The organism is Brasilonema octagenarum UFV-OR1 (genome assembly GCF_963888615.1).
In the GTDB taxonomy this organism is placed as follows: Bacteria; Cyanobacteriota; Cyanobacteriia; order Cyanobacteriales; family Nostocaceae; genus Brasilonema; species Brasilonema sennae.
This window is the reverse complement of the sequence record NZ_CAWPKW010000338.1, coordinates 1-20427: the sequence shown is the minus strand read 5'-3', so window position 1 is coordinate 20427 and position 20427 is coordinate 1. Positions and strand designations below refer to the sequence as shown.

Below are 20427 nucleotides of genomic sequence, written 5' to 3'. Positions count from 1 at the left end.
AATTCCCCTTTAACTAAATCAACATTTAAACATATAAAACAGAGTCTTAATGTATTTTAGCTTATGTAGTGAATACACCCGTCATTAATCATCTTTGTGATCTTTTGGCTGATGCTCTATAAGCTTAAAATGATAAAAGTAATAATGACTGCAACAAAGCGGCGCAGAGAATCTTTTCTTTCCAACATGAATACACACCCTATAAAAAAACGACCAGGCTTGAAATATTTATATCCTGCGGGCAAGTAGCTGGTAAATGAGTTGAGATAAACCTAATAAAGTGATAGCAAAAATACCAGAAAATGTAGCAAATAATATGACGTATATTGGAGTATTTTGCAAAATGAAACTCAAAAAAGGAATTTCTAATCGAGCAGGCAAGTCCGATAGTAATAAAAGCACAACAACGAGTGTACTTCCAGTAATAATTGATAAATGATGTCTAGTTATAATTCGGCGATGTTGAGCATAGATAAAGCTAGCCAAAGTTATACTTACTAAAACACCATTAATTAATGTTGGGAGTTTATTAAAAGCTATTGCAAGTAGTGCAATTTCAAACCCAATCAAAAAGGGTTCTACCAACCACTCCAAATTGTTTAGAAGTTTTGAAGTCAAATTCGAGGTTGGCTGCAAGACATTAAGAACTTCCGTTGCTGATTGATACCGCTCTTTTGGCTTATCTTTGAGCATTCGATTTAAAACATTGGCAAGGCGATCGCTAACTTTAACTTTAGGTGAGCGCCAGAACCAAGTTTTCGTGTTAGGGTCAATAAAATGTTTGACCTGCTTTTGACCAGTCAGCAAACACACACAGGTAGCTGCTAGAGCATATAAATCTGTTGAAGGATACACAGCAAGACAAGCCGTCTGTTCTGATGGTGCGAAGCCTGCTGTATAAATACCTGTTAACATGCCAGAATGTATACCGTTTGTAGAGTTTGATCCTTGCTGTTCAGGAGTTGCTTTGACTACTTGCTTAACTGCACCGAAATCTATAAGATATAACGATCCATTACGAGCACGCATAATGTTAGAAGGCTTAATATCCCGGTGGATAGAGTGATGAGTATGGACAAACTCTAAAACCGGGAGGATTTTTTGTAAAACTTCTAAAACTTCTGCTTCTGAAAACATACCCTTACGGTTGAGTTCCTGCTCTAGATCCTCACCGTCGATATATTGCTGCACTAAGTAAAACAACTCCTGAGTTTTTTGCCCTTCCCGACTTGGAACTCGTAAATTAATAAACGCAAAAAGCTCGGGAATTTGCGGATGTGTGCCTAATGTTTCTAAAACTTCTGCCTCACGATGAAATAACTGTGTCGTCTTTTGTATCTGTTCTTCATTAAGGCTAGCAGATGGTTGCAACTGTTTGACGACGCATTTTCGCATGGCTGGAGTTCGGCGATCGTATGCCAGAAATGCCGCTCCAAACCCACCCTTTCTTAACTCGTTCAACGGCACATATCGACCATCTAAAAAGAGTGGCATTCCGCAAGTTATGCAATATTTTTGTCGAACGTTTTTCAGGTCTAGAGGTTCATTTAGATCGGGAAAAGAATTGATCGATTTTGGACAGTGTGGACGAGTACAGTAAATTTCCATAGCATTTTTTCCTTGATCTTTCTTTATTGCTATGACTATACAGATTATATGAACAGCAAAAGTATTTACGATGACTCTGCTTAGTTTTTAAAACATAAGTTTTTTTAGAAAAATATATTTATACTAAACATTTCTAATTGTAAGTTTTTATCATGAAATCATAACTTTGTAGTGGTAGTTGCGTGTTCATGCCTGTATAATATATCCTTTATAGTTACCTTACTAGACCAGAGGTACTAAAGTTAACGCTATAAAGGCAAGTAATTAAAATTCTTTAACAATAACTAGTAAGCCCACCTACCTCCGTGTATGTATTGGAGAATAAGTGGGTCATTGAAAAAGAATCCTGGAGCGGAGCGCTGGATAGCTCCGCCTCCGGTCAGAATCACTTACGATCGCGGGATTCAAACCCCCAACGAGATAGATTCAGAATTCTGACTTCTTTATTTAACTACATTTGTATTACAAGCCAGAATCTTGGCTAGGAAGGTGCTTCAGTAGACCTTCACAAGCATCGACAAGTAAGTCAATCACCCGATTAAATCCCTCTGGACCACCGTAGTATGGATCTGGAACTTCTTTAAGGTTGTGCCTAGAGCAAAAGTCACATATTAAGTGTACTTTGTGGCGGTATTTTCTAGCTGGATCAACAGAAAGGATGTCCTCATAGTTATCTTGATCCATCGCCAAAATCAAATCAAAGTTTTCAAAATCAGACTTTTGAAATTGGCGTGCTTTTCCGAGCAGTTTAATTTGCAGCTTTTGTCGTGCAGCAAAACTCATGCGTGAATCAGGTGGACTACCGGTGTGATAGCTTGATGTCCCAGCAGAGTCACAAACAATGCGTTCACTCAACCCAGCCTGCGAAATCAGATGGTTCATTATATTTTCTGCCGCTGGTGAGCGGCAGATGTTTCCTAAGCAGACAAACAGCAGCTTGTAGGGCATAAATATTCACTGTTATTTGTTTTTGTCATTAGTGTTATGCTAATGACAAATAACTCATGACCCTTCGCTTATCTCCTCCACAAGAGGCTGCGCTCTGGGGTTACTCGCCTCTATTCGGAAGTTCTCAGCAAAGCTTATGCTCACTGATGACTACAATCCTGGAAGTTCTAGCCCACTAGTTAATTCTTCCATACGTTCGCGCATTGTTGCAGTTGATTTGTTGTAAGCGTCTTTCATTGCTGCTGTTACAAGATCGGAAAGGACATCTGCTCCTTCCTGTACTGCGTTTGGAGAGATTTCCACTCGCTTCGGTTCTTGGTTACCGCTAACAACAACCTTGACTAAACCACCGCCAGCTTCTCCTTGAATTTCCATTTGTTCCAATTCTTCTTGGAGTCGCTTTGCGCCTTCTTGAACTTGCTGCGCTTTTTTAAAGGCATGAGCCAATTCTCTCATTTTTCCCAAGCCAAAGCCAAATCCCTGTCCTTTTCCTGTCATAATCTCTAGTCCAAGTGTGCTTTGAATGACAAATCAAATTCAATTATAGATGTCGTGAGTAAATTGTAGAGAGATATAAGTCATTGCTTTGTTTACACGCAAGGAATAAATCAAAAAATGGAACTTCCTCTTATCTACAACATTCAAAGCACTTAGAAATAGATTTTCTTACGTTCTTGTCGGGTTCAATAGTTGATTAACCTTACCATGTCTAAATTTTTCAACTCTGTCATCCAAATGTAACAAATAATACAGCAAAATGTAATATTTCAAGTAGTTAGTAGATGATGACTTTAACTTGTTAACCTTAAGGTGGATTTAATATTAACTTTATAAATCAACTTAATGGTAGTTATCTATTGGTAATCCTGTCATAGTATGAGAAATAAGAGTACTATTATTACCTGTGTTTACTTATAGTGCTTATAAAAACAAACTCAAGGCAAAAAATTCTTAGGGATCTACTGTCCATGCCCTTGACGATCCTCATAGTAGATGATGACTTGGGCACTCGTCTATCTATCAGCGATTACCTTGAACTGTCTGGCTACTCAGTAATGACAGCCGATGATGGTCAAGAGGCTTTGACAATCGTGGAGGAGCATCATCCTGACTTGATTGTCACTGACATCATCATGCCACGAATGAATGGATATGACTTAGTGAGGCGAGTGCGTCAACAACCAGGTTTCCGATTGTTACCTGTAATATTACTAACAGCCAGAACCAAGACTCAGGAAAGAATTCTAGGCTATCAATCGGGATGCGATTTATACTTGCCTAAACCTTTTGAGCTAGAAGAGTTGGCTGCAGCAATTCGCAATCTTTTAGAGCGATCGCAAATTATTCAATCAGAGTACGGTTTTTATCATCAAGAAAATTTAGTCACTCATACTCCCACAAAATCGCCGGACACCAATAACTCTGATCTGACTGGTATTCAAAAACCCGAAATGTTCTCTGAGTTAACTCCCAGAGAACAACAAGTTCTGGAACTATTGACTCATGGTCTTTCTAATGCTGAAATCGGCCAGGAATTGCATCTGAGTTCAAGAACTGTGGAAAAGTACGTCAGCAGTTTATTAAGAAAAACTTTCACTAGTAACAGAGCAGAACTGGTACGTTTTGCGATTAAGCATGGTTTGGTGGAGTAGCTAATGGCGCTTGAGTTTCTATCATTCCGCGATTTTATCTTGATAACCTCAACTATCTTAACTTCTTGGTTTGCTAGCTTCGAGTGATTTGGGTGGAGGTTTAAGCTTGTCACCCAAATAGTATAGCAGGGAGCAGGGAGCAGGCTGGGAATTGTCCCGTGGTTTCCGTGTTTTCTCATTAGTTGATGTCCTAATCTACCTGGCAACTGCTATAACAGAAACTATAAATTGAAAGACTTATATGAGTTGTAGGGTGGGTATTGTCCACCCATCAAACCGTTTTAGGCGCACAAGGCGTACAGAAATAGTAAATATTGTATTGCTTACCTTAAAAATTTTTGTATCTTGGCAAAGTTATCGTATTAGCAATCAGTCCTTTGATTCTGGAATCCCTAGTCAAACCTTTGTATTAGAAAGTAACATTGGCGAGAACAGTATTTAAGGTGAGCAGTGTATGAATGGGACAAACCAGAAACCTAACAATCAAAATAAACTTAATTTTTGGTTTTTAAAAATTCTTAGTTTTCTTAGTTTACTTTATTTTATAGCGATTCCACTTGGGTGGGTAAAGCAAAAGTTAGAGACGGCAGATGTAGTAATATTTGCTATTATCTTATTGGTGAATTCAGAACTTTTGGAAAGATTAGTCAAGTTAGTTATCACCAAAGATGGAATTACATTAGATCTTGACAAAATAAAAGCTGAGCAAGACAGCCAACAAGTTAAGATTGAAACCAATAAAGCAAATATTGAAGCAACTACAAATATAGTCCAACGTCTCACTTCCGTAGAACAGGAAATGGCTAAGAGTAAAAATCAAAATCAACTCCTTGTTAGTAGTCTGCTTGGTAGCTATGAATTAAAACATCTCCGTAAGTTAGGAAGTGATGAACCATTTTCTTATAAAAAGCAGCGTCCTTTTGTACAGGAATTGCGGCATTTACGTGCATTAGGTTTTATTGAAAATTTACCCAACAAAACAATTTCCTCAATGCCAGAAAATGGGAACTTGAAAGATTATTTACAAATTACAGAGCAAGGTAGAGAGTATCTCAGAAAAAGGGAACAGGCAGAGTTAGAAAACAATAACTCTTTTGATGATGCCATTGAATCACACACATAGTACACCCTTGGCTTCTAGTACGGATGCTACTCGTAAAATTAGCGCTTCATTATAAGGTGCAGCTATCAATTGTATACCCAAAGGTAGAGCATTTGGGCGCACAATTGGAACTGATAAAACAGGTAAGCCGATGAAAGATAATGGTTGAGTGAACAATCCCAAATGAGGACGGACAAGAATTTCTTCTCCATCTAAAATCATGGTTTCTTGACCAATGAACGGTGCAGAAATAGGTGTAGTTGGAGCAAGAATGACATCTACCTTTTGAAAGATTTCTCTAACTTTATCTCTGTACCATCGACGAAAGCGCTGCGCTTGAATGTACCAGCTACTAGGTATCAAAGCACCTGCGAGAAAGCGATCGCGTGTTGCTGGATCAAAATCTTGAGGACGCAATCGCAATTTCTCCAAATGCAAATTTGCCCCCTCACAAGCTGTGATCACAAACGCTGCTGCACGGGCGCGATGCGCTTCAGGAATTGTGACATACTGGGTAACACCCAAAGCATCAGCAATATTTTGGACTGCTTCTAATGCTTCAGGACTTGCACCTTTTTCAAAATAATCACCTGCAATAGCAATTCTTAAACTTTCTATACTTTGTCTTGACATTGCATCTAACATCTGCAATTGAGGACGCTTTGTACAAACTGGATCTCTCTCATCTTCCCCCTGAAGCACATCAAACGCGGTAGCAATATCCCGCACCGAACGCGCAAATGGTCCAATGTGGTCTAAACTATTGGAAAATAATGCTACTCCAGCACGTGACAACCGTCCATAAGTCGGCTTCAAACCATAAACACCACACAAAGCTGCAGGAACGCGGATGGAACCATTCGTATCAGAACCCAATGTCAGTGGAACTAAATTAGCTGCGATCGCCGCCGCCGATCCACCCGATGAACCACCAGCTATCCGCTTTAAATCATGCGGATTATGTGTAGTACCATAATGGAAATTTTCCGTCACAAATCCATAGGCGTACTCATCCATATTTAAAGCGCCTACAAGAACAGCACCCGCTTGCTTCAACCTGGCGATCGCTGTTGCATCCTGAGTTGCTGGAGGATTTTCCGCGTTGATTTTTGCACCAGCAAGAGTCGTTAAGCCAGCGATATCAAAAAGATTTTTGACAGCGAAAGGCACACCAGCCAAACAACCAGGATTTTTACCTTGGGCAATTTCTCTATCAATTCGTTCTGCATCTGCCAAAGCAGTCTCAGCAGTGACAGTTGTAAAACAATTGAGTTGATTATCCCTTGCGGCAATTCTTTGTAAAGCAGCTTTGGTAACTTCTACTGCACTCACTTTACCTTCTCGCACAGCAGCCGCTACTGCAACAGCATCAGCTTGTTCTAAACTCATGGCTCAAAAATAGAAGCTGCTTCAATTGTCTCAGGTAAGGGAAACTCATTTACAACTTGAGCGATCGCCATAATTCTCTCAAAATTCGCTATTACTCCATCTCGATACTCATCCCTCAATTCTAAATCCAACAACAAACCCATCAAATCCACATACTCGCCTACATTCAACTCCTTACCTTCCATCTGTCCTCCTCTCTTCCTTGGCGTCCTTGGCGGTTTATTCCATTCAAATATTTTTTGGCAATATAAACAAGCCATTTTCACCAGGTTCAAAATCGATCACCTTGAAGACAGCATCAACATTCAAAGCACCATAGATATGAGGAAATAGTTCTTCTTCGACACCTTCATAGCGAATTGCAGCGTGAACTTTATCAGAGTTGATCAAAAGGAGTACCAATCCTTTTTGATTGGGAAAAAATGTATTTGCGACTTTTATAATTTGTGTTGCCGTTGAACAGTGGATAAAGCCTTCAGAGTCAAGGGTATCACCTTCGTATGTTCCAAGGAGTTTGCTTTGCTCCCATTGTTTTCGTTGAGTAATGTGTAGGATCGTAGTCATAAGTTTCTTGCTTAAATTACATCTTTCATACAATACTCCTGTAACTGTGAAGAAAACTTCTTTATAGAACGATAATAAAAAATACTAATTGTTGGAATCTTGACACCAAATTCTGCTGAAATCTTCTTCCAGGTTTTTCCGGAAATTCGTCGCTGCGCCAAGGCTTGAAAGTTAACGACAGGACACTTTGCCATACGTTTTCGTTTCAAGAGGTTTTCTGGATCAGAGTTTATATATTCCTTCAGTCTTTCTGGGAGGTTTGGTTCTGATTCAGGTTCCACATTATATGAGTCTGTAACAAGAATTTGTGGAACTCTTTGCTGATATAATATTTCACGCATGGCTTGTGGAAAAAATCGCCGCGAAAAAAGAAAATTAACCCATGTCATGACTGAACCACGCTCAGGATCATACTTGTTAATATTTTGACAGATATACAGCAAGAGTTCTTGGTGTGCTTCCTGAGAAATTTCTTGATAAATAGCTGCTGAAAATTGACTTCTTTGCGGATGGAAAAGTTTACCAGATTGCATAATACCATTTACTAGTCTTGTGAGAGCTAGCTGTCGTTCACGACTTAACGGTGGATACTGCTGAGCTATCTTCGCAAGTTCTTTAAGATACTCATCTTTTTTATTTAGCAGTAATTTCTGGGACTCTTCTGCAACTGTCGTCGATTGGTGATTTTCGTCCCAAGCCTGTGTGTGTGATGGGTTGCATGCTAGATGTCTGATAGCTTTGTCTTGTTGTAAATCTTTGTTCATGGTAGATACAAAAAAGTAATTCGTTAGTTTGTAGACTCTTGATTGAATCTGAAAAGATAGTACGTGAAGGCAAAGTTAGGATTCATCTAAGGAAGATTAGGGATTTTGGTTAGGTTAAAATTAACGAACAGAATAATGACGATTTCCAGTCATGGCATCTAATCAAGAGCCGTTTTCCGAAGCGGCAAATAACTGGGATTTAGAAAGGTTGTACATAGATCTGGCAGATGCAAAGCGACAAGTCGCACCTCCACGGGCAAAACCAGGGCTGACAGAAGTCGAAAAAACTCACCTACGGGGATTACTCTGCCGTTGTCATCCAGAGGACATTGCTGACAGGCTCAATAAGGATAGAAGTGGAATTATTGTTGAGTTAAGTCGTACTTTATACAGATATACGGAAAAACTGACAAATCGAGAAGAAAAGACACTCAAAAGCTGGAAAGATGTTGCTGACTGGTTGGAAGCAGCAGGATATAAAACTACTGAACGAAACCAAACAGTAGATTGGGGTGAAGCGCCTGAAGTATCAGTTTTTCATGGACGTAATACAGAACTAGAAACGCTTAATCGATGGATTGTGAGCGATCGCTGTCGTGTGGTAGCAATAACAGGCATGGCAGGAATTGGTAAAACCACCATAGCTGTAAGAATTGCAGAACAGATTAAGGAGAAGTTTGAGTATCTAGTTTGGCGAGCGCTACCCGACAACCCTCCACCATTATCAGAAATTCTGCTAAATATCATCAGTTTCCTGTCTGATGAACAAAGCACCGATTCATCCAACAACGTGGATGATCTGATCTCAAAGTTGCTCAAAGTTCTGCGTCAGCATCGGGTTTTATTAATTCTCGATAATTGGGAGACAGTTTTGGGGGGTGATGGCGCGGGACGTTATCAAGCTGGATATGAAAAATACGGTGAATTGCTGCAGCGAATTGCACAACAAAGCCATAAAAGCTGTCTGGTGCTCACCAGCCAAGAAAGACCAGAAACACTGACCTCGTGTGAAGGAACAACGGTCAAGTTATGGAAGCTGGAAGGTTTAGACGAGGTAGCAGCTACAGAAATCTTTAGGACAGAGAATCTAAAGTTTGCAGCCGAAGATGCAACAAGGCTAATCAATATGTATCGCGGTAATCCTCTGGCGTTGATCCACATCTCTAAAATGATTCAAGAGTTATTTGATGGTAGTGTCACCGAGTTTTTAAGAATAAATACAATTGTGGTACCGCCGCCGATTGAAATGCTGCTTAGACAACGGCTCGAAAGACTACCTGAATGGGAAAAAGAAATTTTATGCTGTCTTGCTAGTGAAGCGATATGGCTTGACTTTGACACGCTGCGATCGCGGATGTCACCTGAGATACGCAAGTCAGAATTTTACAAACAGTTCTATTCTTTATGCCAGCGATCGTTCATAGAGAAATGCAAACAAGATGGCAAAGTCTTGTTCACCCTTCAGCCTGTTGTGAGTAAGTGTGTCAAGCGCTTATATGGTCGCCAGCAACTTTGAGCTAATTGCCACAGATGAGTAGCCGTAGGGTGGGCACTGCTCACAATCTAGAAAGAAGGTTTTGAGGGAACGGTAAGCAGTGCCCACCTTACAAAAATTGAATGCAAATGCAAATCGCTAAATAGCTTAACCAAATTAAATGTAAGATGTTATTGCATAAGCGCAAACCGTCCTGTAAGCATACGCGTAGCGTCCGCATGATTGCCCTGAGCAATCGCAAGAATCGTATTTTATATTTTTGAATGTTGACCTACTTATAAAGTATTCTTTTCACATCGTAATAATTCAGACGATTTTCTGGCTAATTTCAGTAGCGTTATTAACCAGAAAACTCACACAATTTTAGCATCTTACCGAACTATGCCCTACTGTATAAATCCTGAGTGTCAAAGTCGTGATAATCCAGATAATGTCAATGCCTGCCAATACTGTGGAAATCTTTTACTTATCAATAATCGCTACAGTTTGATTCAACAACTAAGTAATAATTATTATACTTGTACACAGGTTTTTGAAGTTGAAGATAGTCAGAATCTGGGAACACGAAAAATTCTCAAAGCCATACACAACAATGGTATACGATTACCTGATGGTAGAGAATTTTTCACAGACTTAATAAGACTCTTCCGACGAGAACAATCAATTCTCATACACTTGGAACATCCGGGTATCCCTAGAGGAGAAGCCTATTTCTCATTATTGCTCAACAACGGTCAGGAACTGCACTGCTTAGTGATGGAAAAAATTGAGGGGCAGAACCTGGAACAGTGGTTGGGTGAACATGGAGCTATTAACGAAAGACAAGCGCTGGAGTGGCTAAAACAACTTGCCACAATTTTGGATTTCATCCATCAACAAAACTGGTTTCATCGAGATATTAAGCCATCCAATATCATGCGACGACCGAATGGACAGCTGGTGTTGATTGATTTTGGTACAATCAGGCAGATAACTGGAACCGTTGTCAGTGGAGGTCGTAGCACACAGATTTACTCACCAGGCTATACGCCTCCCGAACAAATAGACGGGCGAGCTGTTTTGCAATCCGATTTCTATGCGCTTGGACGGACTTGCGTGTATTTGCTTACCGGTATCCACCCCAGGCACATACAGCCGGATATCTCAGTTTGGCGGCAAAGTACTCGGTATCCTGTTTCCGATTCTCTTGTGAACTTGATTAATCGCCTAATGGCATTTGAGCGTAGTCGTCGTCCTAACAATGCCACAGTGATTTTAACAGATTTAGATTCCATTCACCCGCCGCTGCCGAGACCTTCGTTTAATGGTCGTAGGAGGCTGCAGATATGGCGGCGGATTAAGGGTTTGCTTCCGGTGTTGTTGTTGATAGTACTGCTGTTCGCTTTCTACAACTTCTACAACAGCAAAACAGCTTGCAACTCATTCACAGAAGAATATTTAAGCTTTGGCGAAAGAATTCTAGATAAGCAGGATCTGCAATACAAAAGGGATGGCGCTTCGGAAGTAAAAAGATGTAACTACCCTGAAGCAGTAGAGTTTTTCAAAAATGCCTGGAGGGATAACCAGGGTCCTCCTGACCCTGAAACCTTGATTTACTATAACAACGCCACGATTAATGAGCTTAATCAAGGAAAAATTCCGAAAAACAAAATTTACACGATTGCTGTGGCCACTCCCCTGAGCTCTAATGACTCACAAACTGCTGACCAAGGCAGGGAGTTACTGCGTGGAGTTGCCCAAGCCCAACACGAGGCGATAAATCCGGAGGCTAAAAATGAGAAGAAGTTCTATCTCCAAGTTTTGATAGCGAATGATGAAGATAAAGATGAGCAAGCAAAGGAAATCGCCGAAAAACTGGTCAAAGAAAAGGATATCCTGGCGGTTGTAGGTCACTTTTCCAGTGAGAGCACCAAGGCGGTTCTGCAAACTTATAAAGAGAATAAGTTGGTGTTAGTTTCTCCTACCAGTACGTCAGTAAAGTTAAAGAGCGATTTCTTCTTTCGTACTGTTCCTAGTGATCAAAAAGCTGCCGAAAACTTGGCGACATATCTGAAAGATAAAGCCAAAAAAAAGAAACTAGCAATCTTGTCGAGTGGTGACAGTGAGTATAGTAAATCTCTGAAGGAGGAATTATCGAGCGTTTTCAAGAATTCTGGAGATGTTGTGGGCGACTCTAAGAAGTTTGATTTGTCTAGCCGCCAAAAATTCGATCCATCCACTGCTCTCAAAGAAGCTAAAAAGCAAGGAGCCACAGCAATTACTCTCATTCCTGGTGGGAGGGAAAAGACTGCATTTGACAACGCTCTAAAGGTCATCAAATCTGACAAATACCCCGACTTAATCATGGTTGCAGGAGATAGCCTTTATCTAGAGCGAGTAAAGATAGAAACGGGAGAAAACGCAGTCAGTCGTCACTTAGTGATAGCGATCCCATGGCACAGACTCTCTAACCCTAATTCTACATTTCTCAAATCGGCGCAATCTTTATGGAAAACAAAGGATGTGAGTTGGCGTACCGCTGCAGCCTATGATGCCACTAATGTACTCATCGAAGCTATAAAAAAACAGCGACAGCCTAGCCGAAAGGGTGTTCAGCAAGTATTATCCAGCAAACAATTCCAAGTTAAAGGTGCAACTGGAGAAATTAAGTTTGAGGGGAGCGATCGCGCTAACGCTAATATTGCCTTAGTGAAAGTTTTACCTTATTGTTCACCTCGTTCGGGCTACTACTTTGTCCCTGTAAACTATGGCGCAACTTGCTTTCAACCCACTCCCTAGCTCTTACGCTTTTTAGAGCAAATTCCTACAGTGGTCATTATCTATCCTACTAATTATGTTTCCGATTGTATGATTTTACAAATTTCATCCATTAAAGATTCTTGCTCAGTCGGTTCATCAGGGCAGAATTCTAAACTTAATTCATTTTGATTATGGTTGATAAGTGATATACATATCTTCATTTTCAGTTGTCCTTTTTGCCAGCCATATCCACCAACTCTAAGAATCTGACAATCTGTAACATAGTTATGTTGAATTTCCATTAAATTTATCTTCTTTTGCCCAATAGATAGTTTCCTAAAAATTTCCACCATTGAGACACCAGGATATAAACTTGTGTATTCATAAATATGCTGCTGTAACTTATTTCTGATTTCTTCCTCAATCACCTCTTTTAATCTACAGACTTTAAAAGAATCTTTTCCTATAAGTACAACGTCGTCCTCACATTCGAGTGGTGTAAAATTTTCATTCATAATTAACGCAAGTTTCAGTTGTAAACTCAGTCATTTAACCTCATAATTTAACCTGACTTCATAGTAGATTCTGCCAATTTTATGACATCAACAAAACTTTAGTCCTTGCTTTTAATTTCTCTGTGTATTTATGTGGTTTTCTATTCAAAAAATGACTTAGCTCAGATCTTGCACCATACTTTTCGTCCGCCAATAAATAAATTTCTTAGCTGAAAGTCTAAGTCCGTTAAAACGGACTGAGTAAATTTTCCAGGAGGCACTGCGTTGGGCGGGTTTCCCGACTTGAAGCATGTGCCGTTCCGTTTTAACGGACTTGGTTTATGAGCCACGAACTTTAGTTCTGGGCGTACTCAGCCGGAGGTGCAAGATCTGAGTTAGATCATGATAGTAAAATTACTTGTAAAAACTTCTTTGTAGTAATGACTAAAGTCCTCACCACCAACTTATGACTCATGTGGAACACATACATCTGGGGCGCACAAATTAGGAAATTTTAATGTTGTCACCGTTAGCGTGTCCAAATCTACGCGACGGATAACATGGTTATTCGTATCAGCAATAAACAAATCAGAACCCATCACACTTAGTCCAGAAGGTTCAGAAAAACGGGTATTTTTACCTTGTCCGTCTTGCAAACCAGTTGAACCATCACCTAACACTGTTTGACAATAACCAGTGTGAGGGTTAACGAGTTTAATTTTGTGGTTGTAAGTATCAGCTACCCATAACTGATTCTCGGCGTATTCTACTCCTAAGCAGTGCTGTAACCTGACATCGAAACCTTGTCCATCAACGTCACCAAAGCCAAACAAATCACCACTACCGCAAACGGTTCTTACTTGTCGTGGTTCAACCAGTCCCACGCCACGAATAGAACTCACTTCACTGTCGGCGATATACAATTCTTGTCCATCAGTGGTGATACCACTAGGTTGAGCAAAAGTAGATTCAGTCAGTGCACCATCTACACAAGCTTCTGCACCAGTACCAGCATAAGTTTTAACCATGCTAGTTTCTAAGTCCATTTCCCAAATTTGATGAGAACCAGCCATTGCGATATACAAGCTGTTTTCACATAGCTGTAAATCCCAAGGAGAATTCAGTGCTGTTTTTCGTGCACTACCAGAGTGAGGACGAATATTACGGCTTTGTTCACCTGTTCCCGCGATCGTTTCTACCACTTTGTTTTTCAAGTCAACTCGCCGCAGAGCATGATTTTCTGTATCCGCAACATACAAAATCTGATTTTGTTGATCAAATACCATTCCCTGGGGTGCGAAAAACTGAGCTTCACCAAAAGAACCATCGGTTAACCCAGATTGTCCAGTCCCAATTAAATGTATAATTTCCCCATCAAAGCTACTCATGACAATGCGGTGATGTCCAGAGTCAGCAATGAACAACCCTGCTTGTGTCGCCAGGACTTTACCAGGAAAAGCTAGAGGTGTGATTAATGGTTCTCGTTGTTTTTCTAAAGTCAGGTTGAGTTCTTGGAAATTAATCGTGCCTTTTTCTTGGTGTTGGCTAACTAACTTTTGAATGAGTTCGTCTAAAACTTTGCGATCGCCTTCACCAGACACATAACTAATCACGTAACCTTGTGGATCAATTATCATCAAGGTGGGCCAAGCGCGTACAGCATATTCTTGCCAAACTCGAAATCCACTATCTACTAAAACTGGATGTTCGATGTCGTAGCGGAGGATAGCTTGGCGGATATTTTCTGTTTCCTTTTCATTGTCAAATTTGGCACTGTGTACGCCAATAACTGTCAGCCTATCTTTATACTTTTGTTCAAGATATTTCAGGGTTGGCAAGATATGCAAGCAGTTGATACAACAATATGTCCAAAAATCTAAAATGACAACTCTACCCCTGAGTTCTCGAAGAGACAAAGGTTTGTCAACATTCAGCCAAGGATAATTTTGCGGTAATTCTGGTGCTCTGACACGCGGAATCATAAACAATTAAAAATTTTAAATTTTAAATTCAAAATTGACTGTTTTACAGTAAACGGCTGAAATTAAATATAAAACCTCACCCTGCCTCCGGCTTCCCTCTCCTTGCTATAGACGCTTTGCGGCTTCCCGCAGGGTAGGAGAGGGATTGAGGGTGAGGTTTTATCTTATATTTAATTACGCCTACCGACTTATTTCTAAATTGCATAATACAGTAGCAGTAATGGTTGGATTAAAAACACTAACGACTACTCAGTTATCAACTTGGGTGCAACAAGCCAAATTATTAGCACATCAAGGACAAGTTGTTGAGCGTATTTCCCAATTAGCTTTGGTCAATCCCGATTTATTTGCGGTTCATATTTGCTGTGGTTCAGGAGAAACTTATAGCCAAGGGGATACAGATTGTGTTTTCCCTCTCATGAGCGTGATTAAGCCGTTTTCGCTTTTGTATCTACTTGAACTTGTAGGAGCAGAAACTGTTTTTCAGTGGGTTGGATTTGAGCCATCGGATGCTCCCTTCAATTCTTTAGAGCAACTAATCGCTGACAATGGACGACCTCGTAATCCTATGATTAACAGTGGCGCAATTACCCTTGCCGATAAGTTACCAGGAAAAGATGCGATCGCTCGCACTCACGAATTGTCTAATTGGCTAAACCAAGTTGCTGGTTGTCACCTCAAGTTGGATGAAGTTATGCTCGCTTCTGTGCGCTCAAGTAACTCCCAAGCTAATCAAGCCATTACGCAATATCTTACAAAAGCAGGTTCTGTAAAGAATCAAGACATCGCCCTTGACACTTATGAAGAAATATGCTGTCTTTCTAGTCAAGTGGAAGATTTAGCCCGTCTGGGTTTGCTTTTAGCGTGTGACAGCGAATTGATCAAACCGCAGCATCGCCGTATTGTCAACTCGCTGATGTTAACTTGTGGGTTGTATAAAGCTTCTTCCCAGTATGCTTTACAGATTGGTTTGCCAATGAAATCAGGTATCAGTGGCGCACTGTTGGCGATAGTACCAGGTGAAGGAGCTGTTGCTTGCTACAGTGCTACCTTGGATAGTACAGGTAATTCTGTAGGGGCGATCGCCTTTGTTCAAGCTTTATCCCAAGGTTTACAGTTGAGTATATTTGGGTAGCAGTCCAAAACTTGAACCAAAACTTTAAATTATTGTGCCTGCTGAATTTCCTCGCTTTGCTTTTCGGGTGTAGGCGTCACCTCTGATTTGGGTTCGGGTGTGGTTTGTAGTTGCGGCACAATTGTTTCTGGTGCAGGGGACTCAATAATCTCCGGTAAGGTTGTAGGTGAGTCAGGTGTTGTTTCAACTGGTGCTTCTGGAGTTGCTGTTTTGTATGGCTGACGCTTGAAGTAGCGACTGAATCTCGATAGTCCTTCTGAGTGAGGAACAACTTTTTTTGGTACGGGCGTTAACTCAGGTTCTGGTTGTGGAGTTTCAATAACCTGTGGCAAAGTAGGAGACAAACTAGGAGTTGGTTCAACTGTTGCTTCTGGAGTCGGTATTTTATCTGTCCGACGCTGGAATCGATTAAAATAGCCTGCTGATTTCGGTTTTTCCTGTGTTTGAGGTACTGATCCAGATTCAGGAACAGGCGTTTTTTCTTCCTTTAGTTGTGTTTGAGGTGTTTCTTCAACGCTGGGCGTTAAGGTTGGGGTAGGTGTCGGTTCAGGGATGGGTTGCGTTTCAGGTGTTCCTTTAACGCTGGGCGTTAAGGTTGGGGTAGGTGTCGGTTCAGCAGTTGGAATTTCAGTAGTATAATTCTGGTCTACAATGCTGCGAACTTGATCTGCTGACAGTTCTCCTCTGACAATCTTAGATAAAGTGTCTTTCCCATTGGGTTCATAGGTAATCAGTCTTACTGTACTGTTGAAGACATTTTTTACAGGGTTTCCCTGTTCATCGAGAAACTCAAGTTTTACCCAATTTTTACCTGGCTTAAAGCCTTTGAGGTAAACGGATTGCCAGCGATCTAAAACAAAGCTTTCATCATTAATTGTGCAGCGAATGCGCCAATCTGCTATGTCGTCATCAGGGTTTTCTGTGGCAACTAGATGCAATGGAGCGTTTGTGAGGTAAAAGTCCAGTAGAATTGGTTCTGCGCCGTAACTGCCTTTGGGATGACTGTATGTTAACAGTGGCTTGGCTGGCTCGGGGTTGTTGTCGTCAGTTTTGGTGACGACGTGAAATTTTGTTTGAGCGTAAGCACCTTCATTTTTAAAGCTTTCGTCCCAAGGACGAGAAGCAAAAACACGCAGGGTATGAGTACCTGGTGGCAAGTCTGGCAAAACCAGGGGATTATTTAGGTTATATACAGCTATTAATGGTTCATTATCGAGAATGACCTCTAAATGAGGACCAAGCTCTAGTTTTGGATCTTTATATATGGGTAAGTCTTTTACCTGAAAGCGAACAGTGACTGTGTCGTCTTGAAGGATTTCATCCTGTTTAGGAGTCACTATTGTTACTTGTGGCTGATAAATTTCCAAGGCTGAGCGCAGTTCTTGGATTGTTGCTGGAGGGGAAACTTCTGAGATTTGCTTTGAAAGCTGGGCTTTTTCTTGCAAGCTGTTATACGGTTCCTGGCTAACGGCTTTCTCTCCACAACTGGTCAAACTTAATATCAGCACTGATGCCATCAGCAATCTGAGCATAGCAGTTGCGGTCTTTTGCCACAAGTTCATGCGTTTCACCCAGTGATACTCCTATTACGACTGACTGAATAATTTTGGCTCAAACTGTCCACTGGACACTATAGCCCAAATGGAGATTTCTTCGTAGATCGTGTCCAAATATAAAAATGTCATTTTTACTACATTAAGTTTTTAACTTTTTTTCATGAACTTTTCATCATTTATAGTAGACGTTTTCTTGGTTAATTGTATTAAATCATATTAATTTTCGGATGAAATACTTAAAAAAGAAAGTTTTGTGGTAGAAGCATTCATTTCAAGAATTGTAACCATTTGTAAAAAAAATGGATAGACTATTGACTTTTTGTCCAATATTTTTGCGGTAAAAAGCAGATGAGGCAATAGATTTCCCGATTTTGAATTATTGTTAAAAGATCTGTAACCATGTACAACAGAAGCCTTTATAATTCAACGAGAAACCAATAACCACAAAAAGGTCTTCGTCGCAGCTCCAGTCATCTATTTCTGGAAGAGGCGACTAAGGTGAACTAAAGCCCGAAAGATACTTAGGTGGTGTTCAATGATTCCTCAATCCAGATAAAGAGAGGAGGTCGAATGACAATTAGTCCTCCAGAGCGAGAGGAGAAAAAGGCAAGAGTCATAGTCGATAACGACCCGGTACCCACTTCATTTGAACGATGGGCTAAACCAGGGCATTTCGACAGAGTTCTAGCCAAAGGTCCAAAAACCACAACATGGATTTGGAATCTACACGCGCTCGCCCACGACTTTGATACACATACAAGCGATTTAGAAGACATATCCCGCAAGATATTCGCAGCACACTTCGGTCACTTAGCCGTAGTGACCATTTGGCTGAGCGGGATGATATTCCACGGCGCTCGCTTTTCAAACTATGAAGCTTGGCTGAGCGACCCCCTCAATATCAAGCCAAGTGCTCAAGTTGTTTGGCCAATCGTTGGTCAAGACATTTTGAATGGAGATGTCGGTGGCGGTTTCCACGGTATTCAAATCACGTCCGGCTTTTTCCAAATATGGCGTGGTTGGGGTATCACGAACTCATTCCAACTGTACTGCACTGCAATTGGTGGTTTGGTATTAGCAGGCTTATTCTTGTTTGCCGGCTGGTTCCACTATCACAAGCGGGCTCCTAAGTTGGAATGGTTCCAAAATGTCGAGTCAATGCTCAATCACCACTTAGCAGTATTGCTAGGTTGTGGTTCATTGGGCTGGGCAGGTCACATCATCCACGTATCCTCACCTACTAATAAGTTGTTGGATGCGGGAGTGGCAGTAAAAGATATACCGTTGCCCCACGAGTTCATTTTGAACAAAGACTTGTTGATTGAGCTGTATCCCAGCTTTGCCAACGGTATAGCGCCTTTCTTCACTTTGAACTGGGGTGTTTATTCAGACTTCCTCACCTTCAAAGGTGGTCTGAACTCAGTCACAGGTGGGTTGTGGCTCACAGACAATGCCCATCACCACTTGGCGATAGCGGTATTGTTCATCGTGGCTGGTCATATGTACCGTACCAACTGGGGTATCGGTCACAGCATCAAAGAGATTCTTGAAAACCATAAAGGTCCCTTCACTGGTGATGGTCACAGAGGTCTCTACGAAAACTTGACCACTTCCTGGCATGCTCAGTTAGGAACTAACCTTGCTTTCTTGGGTTCCTTGACTATCATCATCGCCCACCATATGTACGCGATGCCTCCGTATCCGTACTTGGCGACAGATTATGCAACCCAACTCTGCATCTTCACTCACCATATGTGGATTGGTGCCTTCCTGATCGTTGGTGGAGCGGCTCACGCAACAATCTTCATGGTGCGGGATTACGATCCAGTGGTAAACCGGAACAACGTGCTGGATCGTGTGCTTCGCCATAGAGATGCAATCATCTCTCACCTGAACTGGGTATCTATGTTCCTGGGCTTCCACAGCTTTGGACTGTATATCCACAACGACACGATGCGTGCCTTGGGTCGTCCCCAAGATATGTTCTCTGATACCGCAATTCAGCTGCAACCAGTGTTTGCTCAGTGGATACAAAACATACACACTGTAGCACCAGGTACAACAGCACCCAATGCACTAGAACCAGTAAGCTACGCCTTTGGCGGTGGTGTTCTAGCTGTAGGCGGCAAAGTGGCGATGATGCCCATCACACTAGGTACGGCGGACTTCTTGGTTCACCATATTCACGCCTTCACGATTCACGTTACCGTTCTGATTCTGCTCAAGGGCTTCCTGTTTGCCCGTAGCTCTCGTCTAATTCCAGACAAGATGAACCTGGGATTCCGCTTCCCCTGCGATGGTCCAGGTCGTGGCGGTACATGTCAGGTATCTGGTTGGGACCACGTGTTCCTTGGTTTGTTCTGGATGTATAACTGCATCTCGGTTGTGATTTTCCACTTTAGCTGGAAGATGCAATCTGATGTCTGGGGAGTTGTAGACGCAGACGGTACTGTGTCTCATATCACTGGTGGTAACTTTGCCCAAAGCGCTCTCACCATTAATGGTTGGCTGCGTGACTTCTTGTGGGCACAAGCTGTACAAGTGATAAACTCTTACGGTAGTGCGCTCTCAGCTTATGGTCTGCTCTTCTTGGGAGCTCACTTTATCTGGGCATTCAGCTTAATGTTCCTGTTCAGCGGTCGTGGCTACTGGCAAGAGCTGATTGAGTCGATTGTCTGGGCACATAATAAACTGAAAGTAGCACCAGCAATTCAGCCCCGTGCTCTGAGCATCATTCAAGGTCGGGCTGTTGGTGTAGCTCACTACCTCTTGGGAGGAATTGCTACTACCTGGGCGTTCTTCCACGCACGAATTCTTTCACTGGGCTAAAAATCAGCTCTTATTACAGTAGTGAGTTTTGAGTTTTGAGTTCGCTCAAGACTCACTACTCATAACTCAAAGCTCTAAGAACCTGATGGCTGAAGGTCAGAGGACTTATCAAACCTATGGCAACAAAATTTCCAAAATTTAGCCAGGATCTAGCACAAGATCCGACTACG

Annotated in this window: 16 protein-coding genes; 6 read left to right on the top strand and 10 right to left on the bottom strand. The window is 41.4% G+C overall.

Features of this window, described 5'->3' with window-relative positions:
• Nucleotides 1-228: 228 nt before the first annotated feature.
• The 3 genes from AC5590_RS30755 to AC5590_RS30745 all read right to left on the bottom strand — a co-directional run bounded on the left by AC5590_RS30755 (nucleotide 229) and on the right by AC5590_RS30745 (nucleotide 3054).
• Entirely contained in the window at nucleotides 229-1608 is a 1380-nt protein-coding gene (locus tag AC5590_RS30755) for a serine/threonine-protein kinase (protein WP_169267068.1), read from the bottom strand.
• 462 nt (nucleotides 1609-2070) lie between these two features.
• Nucleotides 2071-2556 (bottom strand): low molecular weight protein-tyrosine-phosphatase, encoded by a 486-nt coding sequence (locus tag AC5590_RS30750; RefSeq protein ID WP_169267067.1) that lies wholly within the window; start codon nucleotides 2554-2556, stop codon nucleotides 2071-2073.
• Nucleotides 2557-2706: 150 nt separating this feature from the next.
• Complete coding sequence (locus AC5590_RS30745) at nucleotides 2707-3054, bottom strand: YbaB/EbfC family nucleoid-associated protein (RefSeq protein WP_169267066.1); 348 nt, start codon at nucleotides 3052-3054, stop codon at nucleotides 2707-2709.
• A 470-nt stretch (nucleotides 3055-3524) separates the two neighbouring features.
• Here AC5590_RS30745 and AC5590_RS30740 point away from each other — a divergent pair, with 470 nt between their 5' ends.
• Both AC5590_RS30740 and AC5590_RS30735 read left to right on the top strand, forming a co-directional pair.
• A complete protein-coding gene (locus AC5590_RS30740; RefSeq protein ID WP_169267065.1) occupies nucleotides 3525-4208 on the top strand; it encodes a response regulator transcription factor in 684 nt (227 codons plus the stop codon).
• A gap of 454 nt (nucleotides 4209-4662) precedes the next feature.
• A complete protein-coding gene (locus AC5590_RS30735) occupies nucleotides 4663-5331 on the top strand; it encodes a hypothetical protein (protein WP_169267064.1) in 669 nt (222 codons plus the stop codon).
• Here AC5590_RS30735 and AC5590_RS30730 read toward each other — a convergent pair.
• From AC5590_RS30730 to AC5590_RS30715, 4 genes are read right to left on the bottom strand one after another with little or no spacing between them, the layout of a single operon-like run.
• Entirely contained in the window at nucleotides 5320-6699 is a 1380-nt protein-coding gene (locus AC5590_RS30730; protein WP_169267063.1) for an AtzE family amidohydrolase, read from the bottom strand. The two genes, AC5590_RS30735 and AC5590_RS30730, sit on opposite strands and share 12 nt — an antisense overlap.
• Nucleotides 6696-6884 (bottom strand): DUF4089 domain-containing protein, encoded by a 189-nt coding sequence (locus tag AC5590_RS30725; RefSeq protein WP_169267062.1) that lies wholly within the window; start codon nucleotides 6882-6884, stop codon nucleotides 6696-6698. Before AC5590_RS30725 ends, AC5590_RS30730 begins: the two co-directional genes overlap by 4 nt.
• 43 nt (nucleotides 6885-6927) lie before the next feature.
• Entirely contained in the window at nucleotides 6928-7263 is a 336-nt protein-coding gene (locus tag AC5590_RS30720; protein ID WP_169267061.1) for a DUF952 domain-containing protein, read from the bottom strand.
• A gap of 11 nt (nucleotides 7264-7274) precedes the next feature.
• On the bottom strand, nucleotides 7275-8027 hold the full coding sequence (locus tag AC5590_RS30715; protein WP_248277335.1) for a sigma-70 family RNA polymerase sigma factor: 753 nt from the start codon (nucleotides 8025-8027) through the stop codon (nucleotides 7275-7277).
• Nucleotides 8028-8178: 151 nt separating this feature from the next.
• Between AC5590_RS30715 and AC5590_RS30710 the strand changes: the two genes are divergently transcribed.
• Both AC5590_RS30710 and AC5590_RS30705 read left to right on the top strand, forming a co-directional pair.
• A complete protein-coding gene (locus AC5590_RS30710) occupies nucleotides 8179-9543 on the top strand; it encodes an NB-ARC domain-containing protein (protein WP_169267060.1) in 1365 nt (454 codons plus the stop codon).
• Between the two features lie 360 nt (nucleotides 9544-9903).
• Complete coding sequence (locus AC5590_RS30705; protein WP_169267059.1) at nucleotides 9904-12300, top strand: bifunctional serine/threonine-protein kinase/ABC transporter substrate-binding protein; 2397 nt, start codon at nucleotides 9904-9906, stop codon at nucleotides 12298-12300.
• Between the two features lie 53 nt (nucleotides 12301-12353).
• Here the strand turns inward: AC5590_RS30705 and AC5590_RS30700 are convergent, their stop codons facing one another.
• A complete protein-coding gene (locus AC5590_RS30700) occupies nucleotides 12354-12776 on the bottom strand; it encodes a KGK domain-containing protein (protein ID WP_169267058.1) in 423 nt (140 codons plus the stop codon).
• A 443-nt stretch (nucleotides 12777-13219) separates the two neighbouring features.
• Nucleotides 13220-14737, bottom strand: coding sequence for a thioredoxin-like domain-containing protein (locus AC5590_RS30695; RefSeq protein ID WP_169267057.1), 1518 nt, complete (start codon nucleotides 14735-14737; stop codon nucleotides 13220-13222).
• A 220-nt stretch (nucleotides 14738-14957) separates the two neighbouring features.
• Here AC5590_RS30695 and AC5590_RS30690 point away from each other — a divergent pair, with 220 nt between their 5' ends.
• The gene (locus tag AC5590_RS30690) at nucleotides 14958-15872 is read left to right on the top strand and encodes a glutaminase (protein WP_169267056.1); all 915 of its coding nucleotides are present in this window, start codon (nucleotides 14958-14960) and stop codon (nucleotides 15870-15872) included.
• A gap of 29 nt (nucleotides 15873-15901) precedes the next feature.
• On the opposite strand, the gene AC5590_RS30685 is transcribed toward AC5590_RS30690, so the two are convergent.
• Complete coding sequence (locus tag AC5590_RS30685) at nucleotides 15902-17434, bottom strand: hypothetical protein (RefSeq protein ID WP_169267055.1); 1533 nt, start codon at nucleotides 17432-17434, stop codon at nucleotides 15902-15904.
• Between the two features lie 564 nt (nucleotides 17435-17998).
• Between AC5590_RS30685 and psaA the strand changes: the two genes are divergently transcribed.
• Nucleotides 17999-20257: a photosystem I core protein PsaA gene (gene psaA, locus AC5590_RS30680; protein ID WP_169267054.1), complete on the top strand. Its 2259-nt coding sequence runs from the start codon at nucleotides 17999-18001 to the stop codon at nucleotides 20255-20257.
• The last annotated feature ends 170 nt before the right edge of the window (nucleotides 20258-20427 follow it).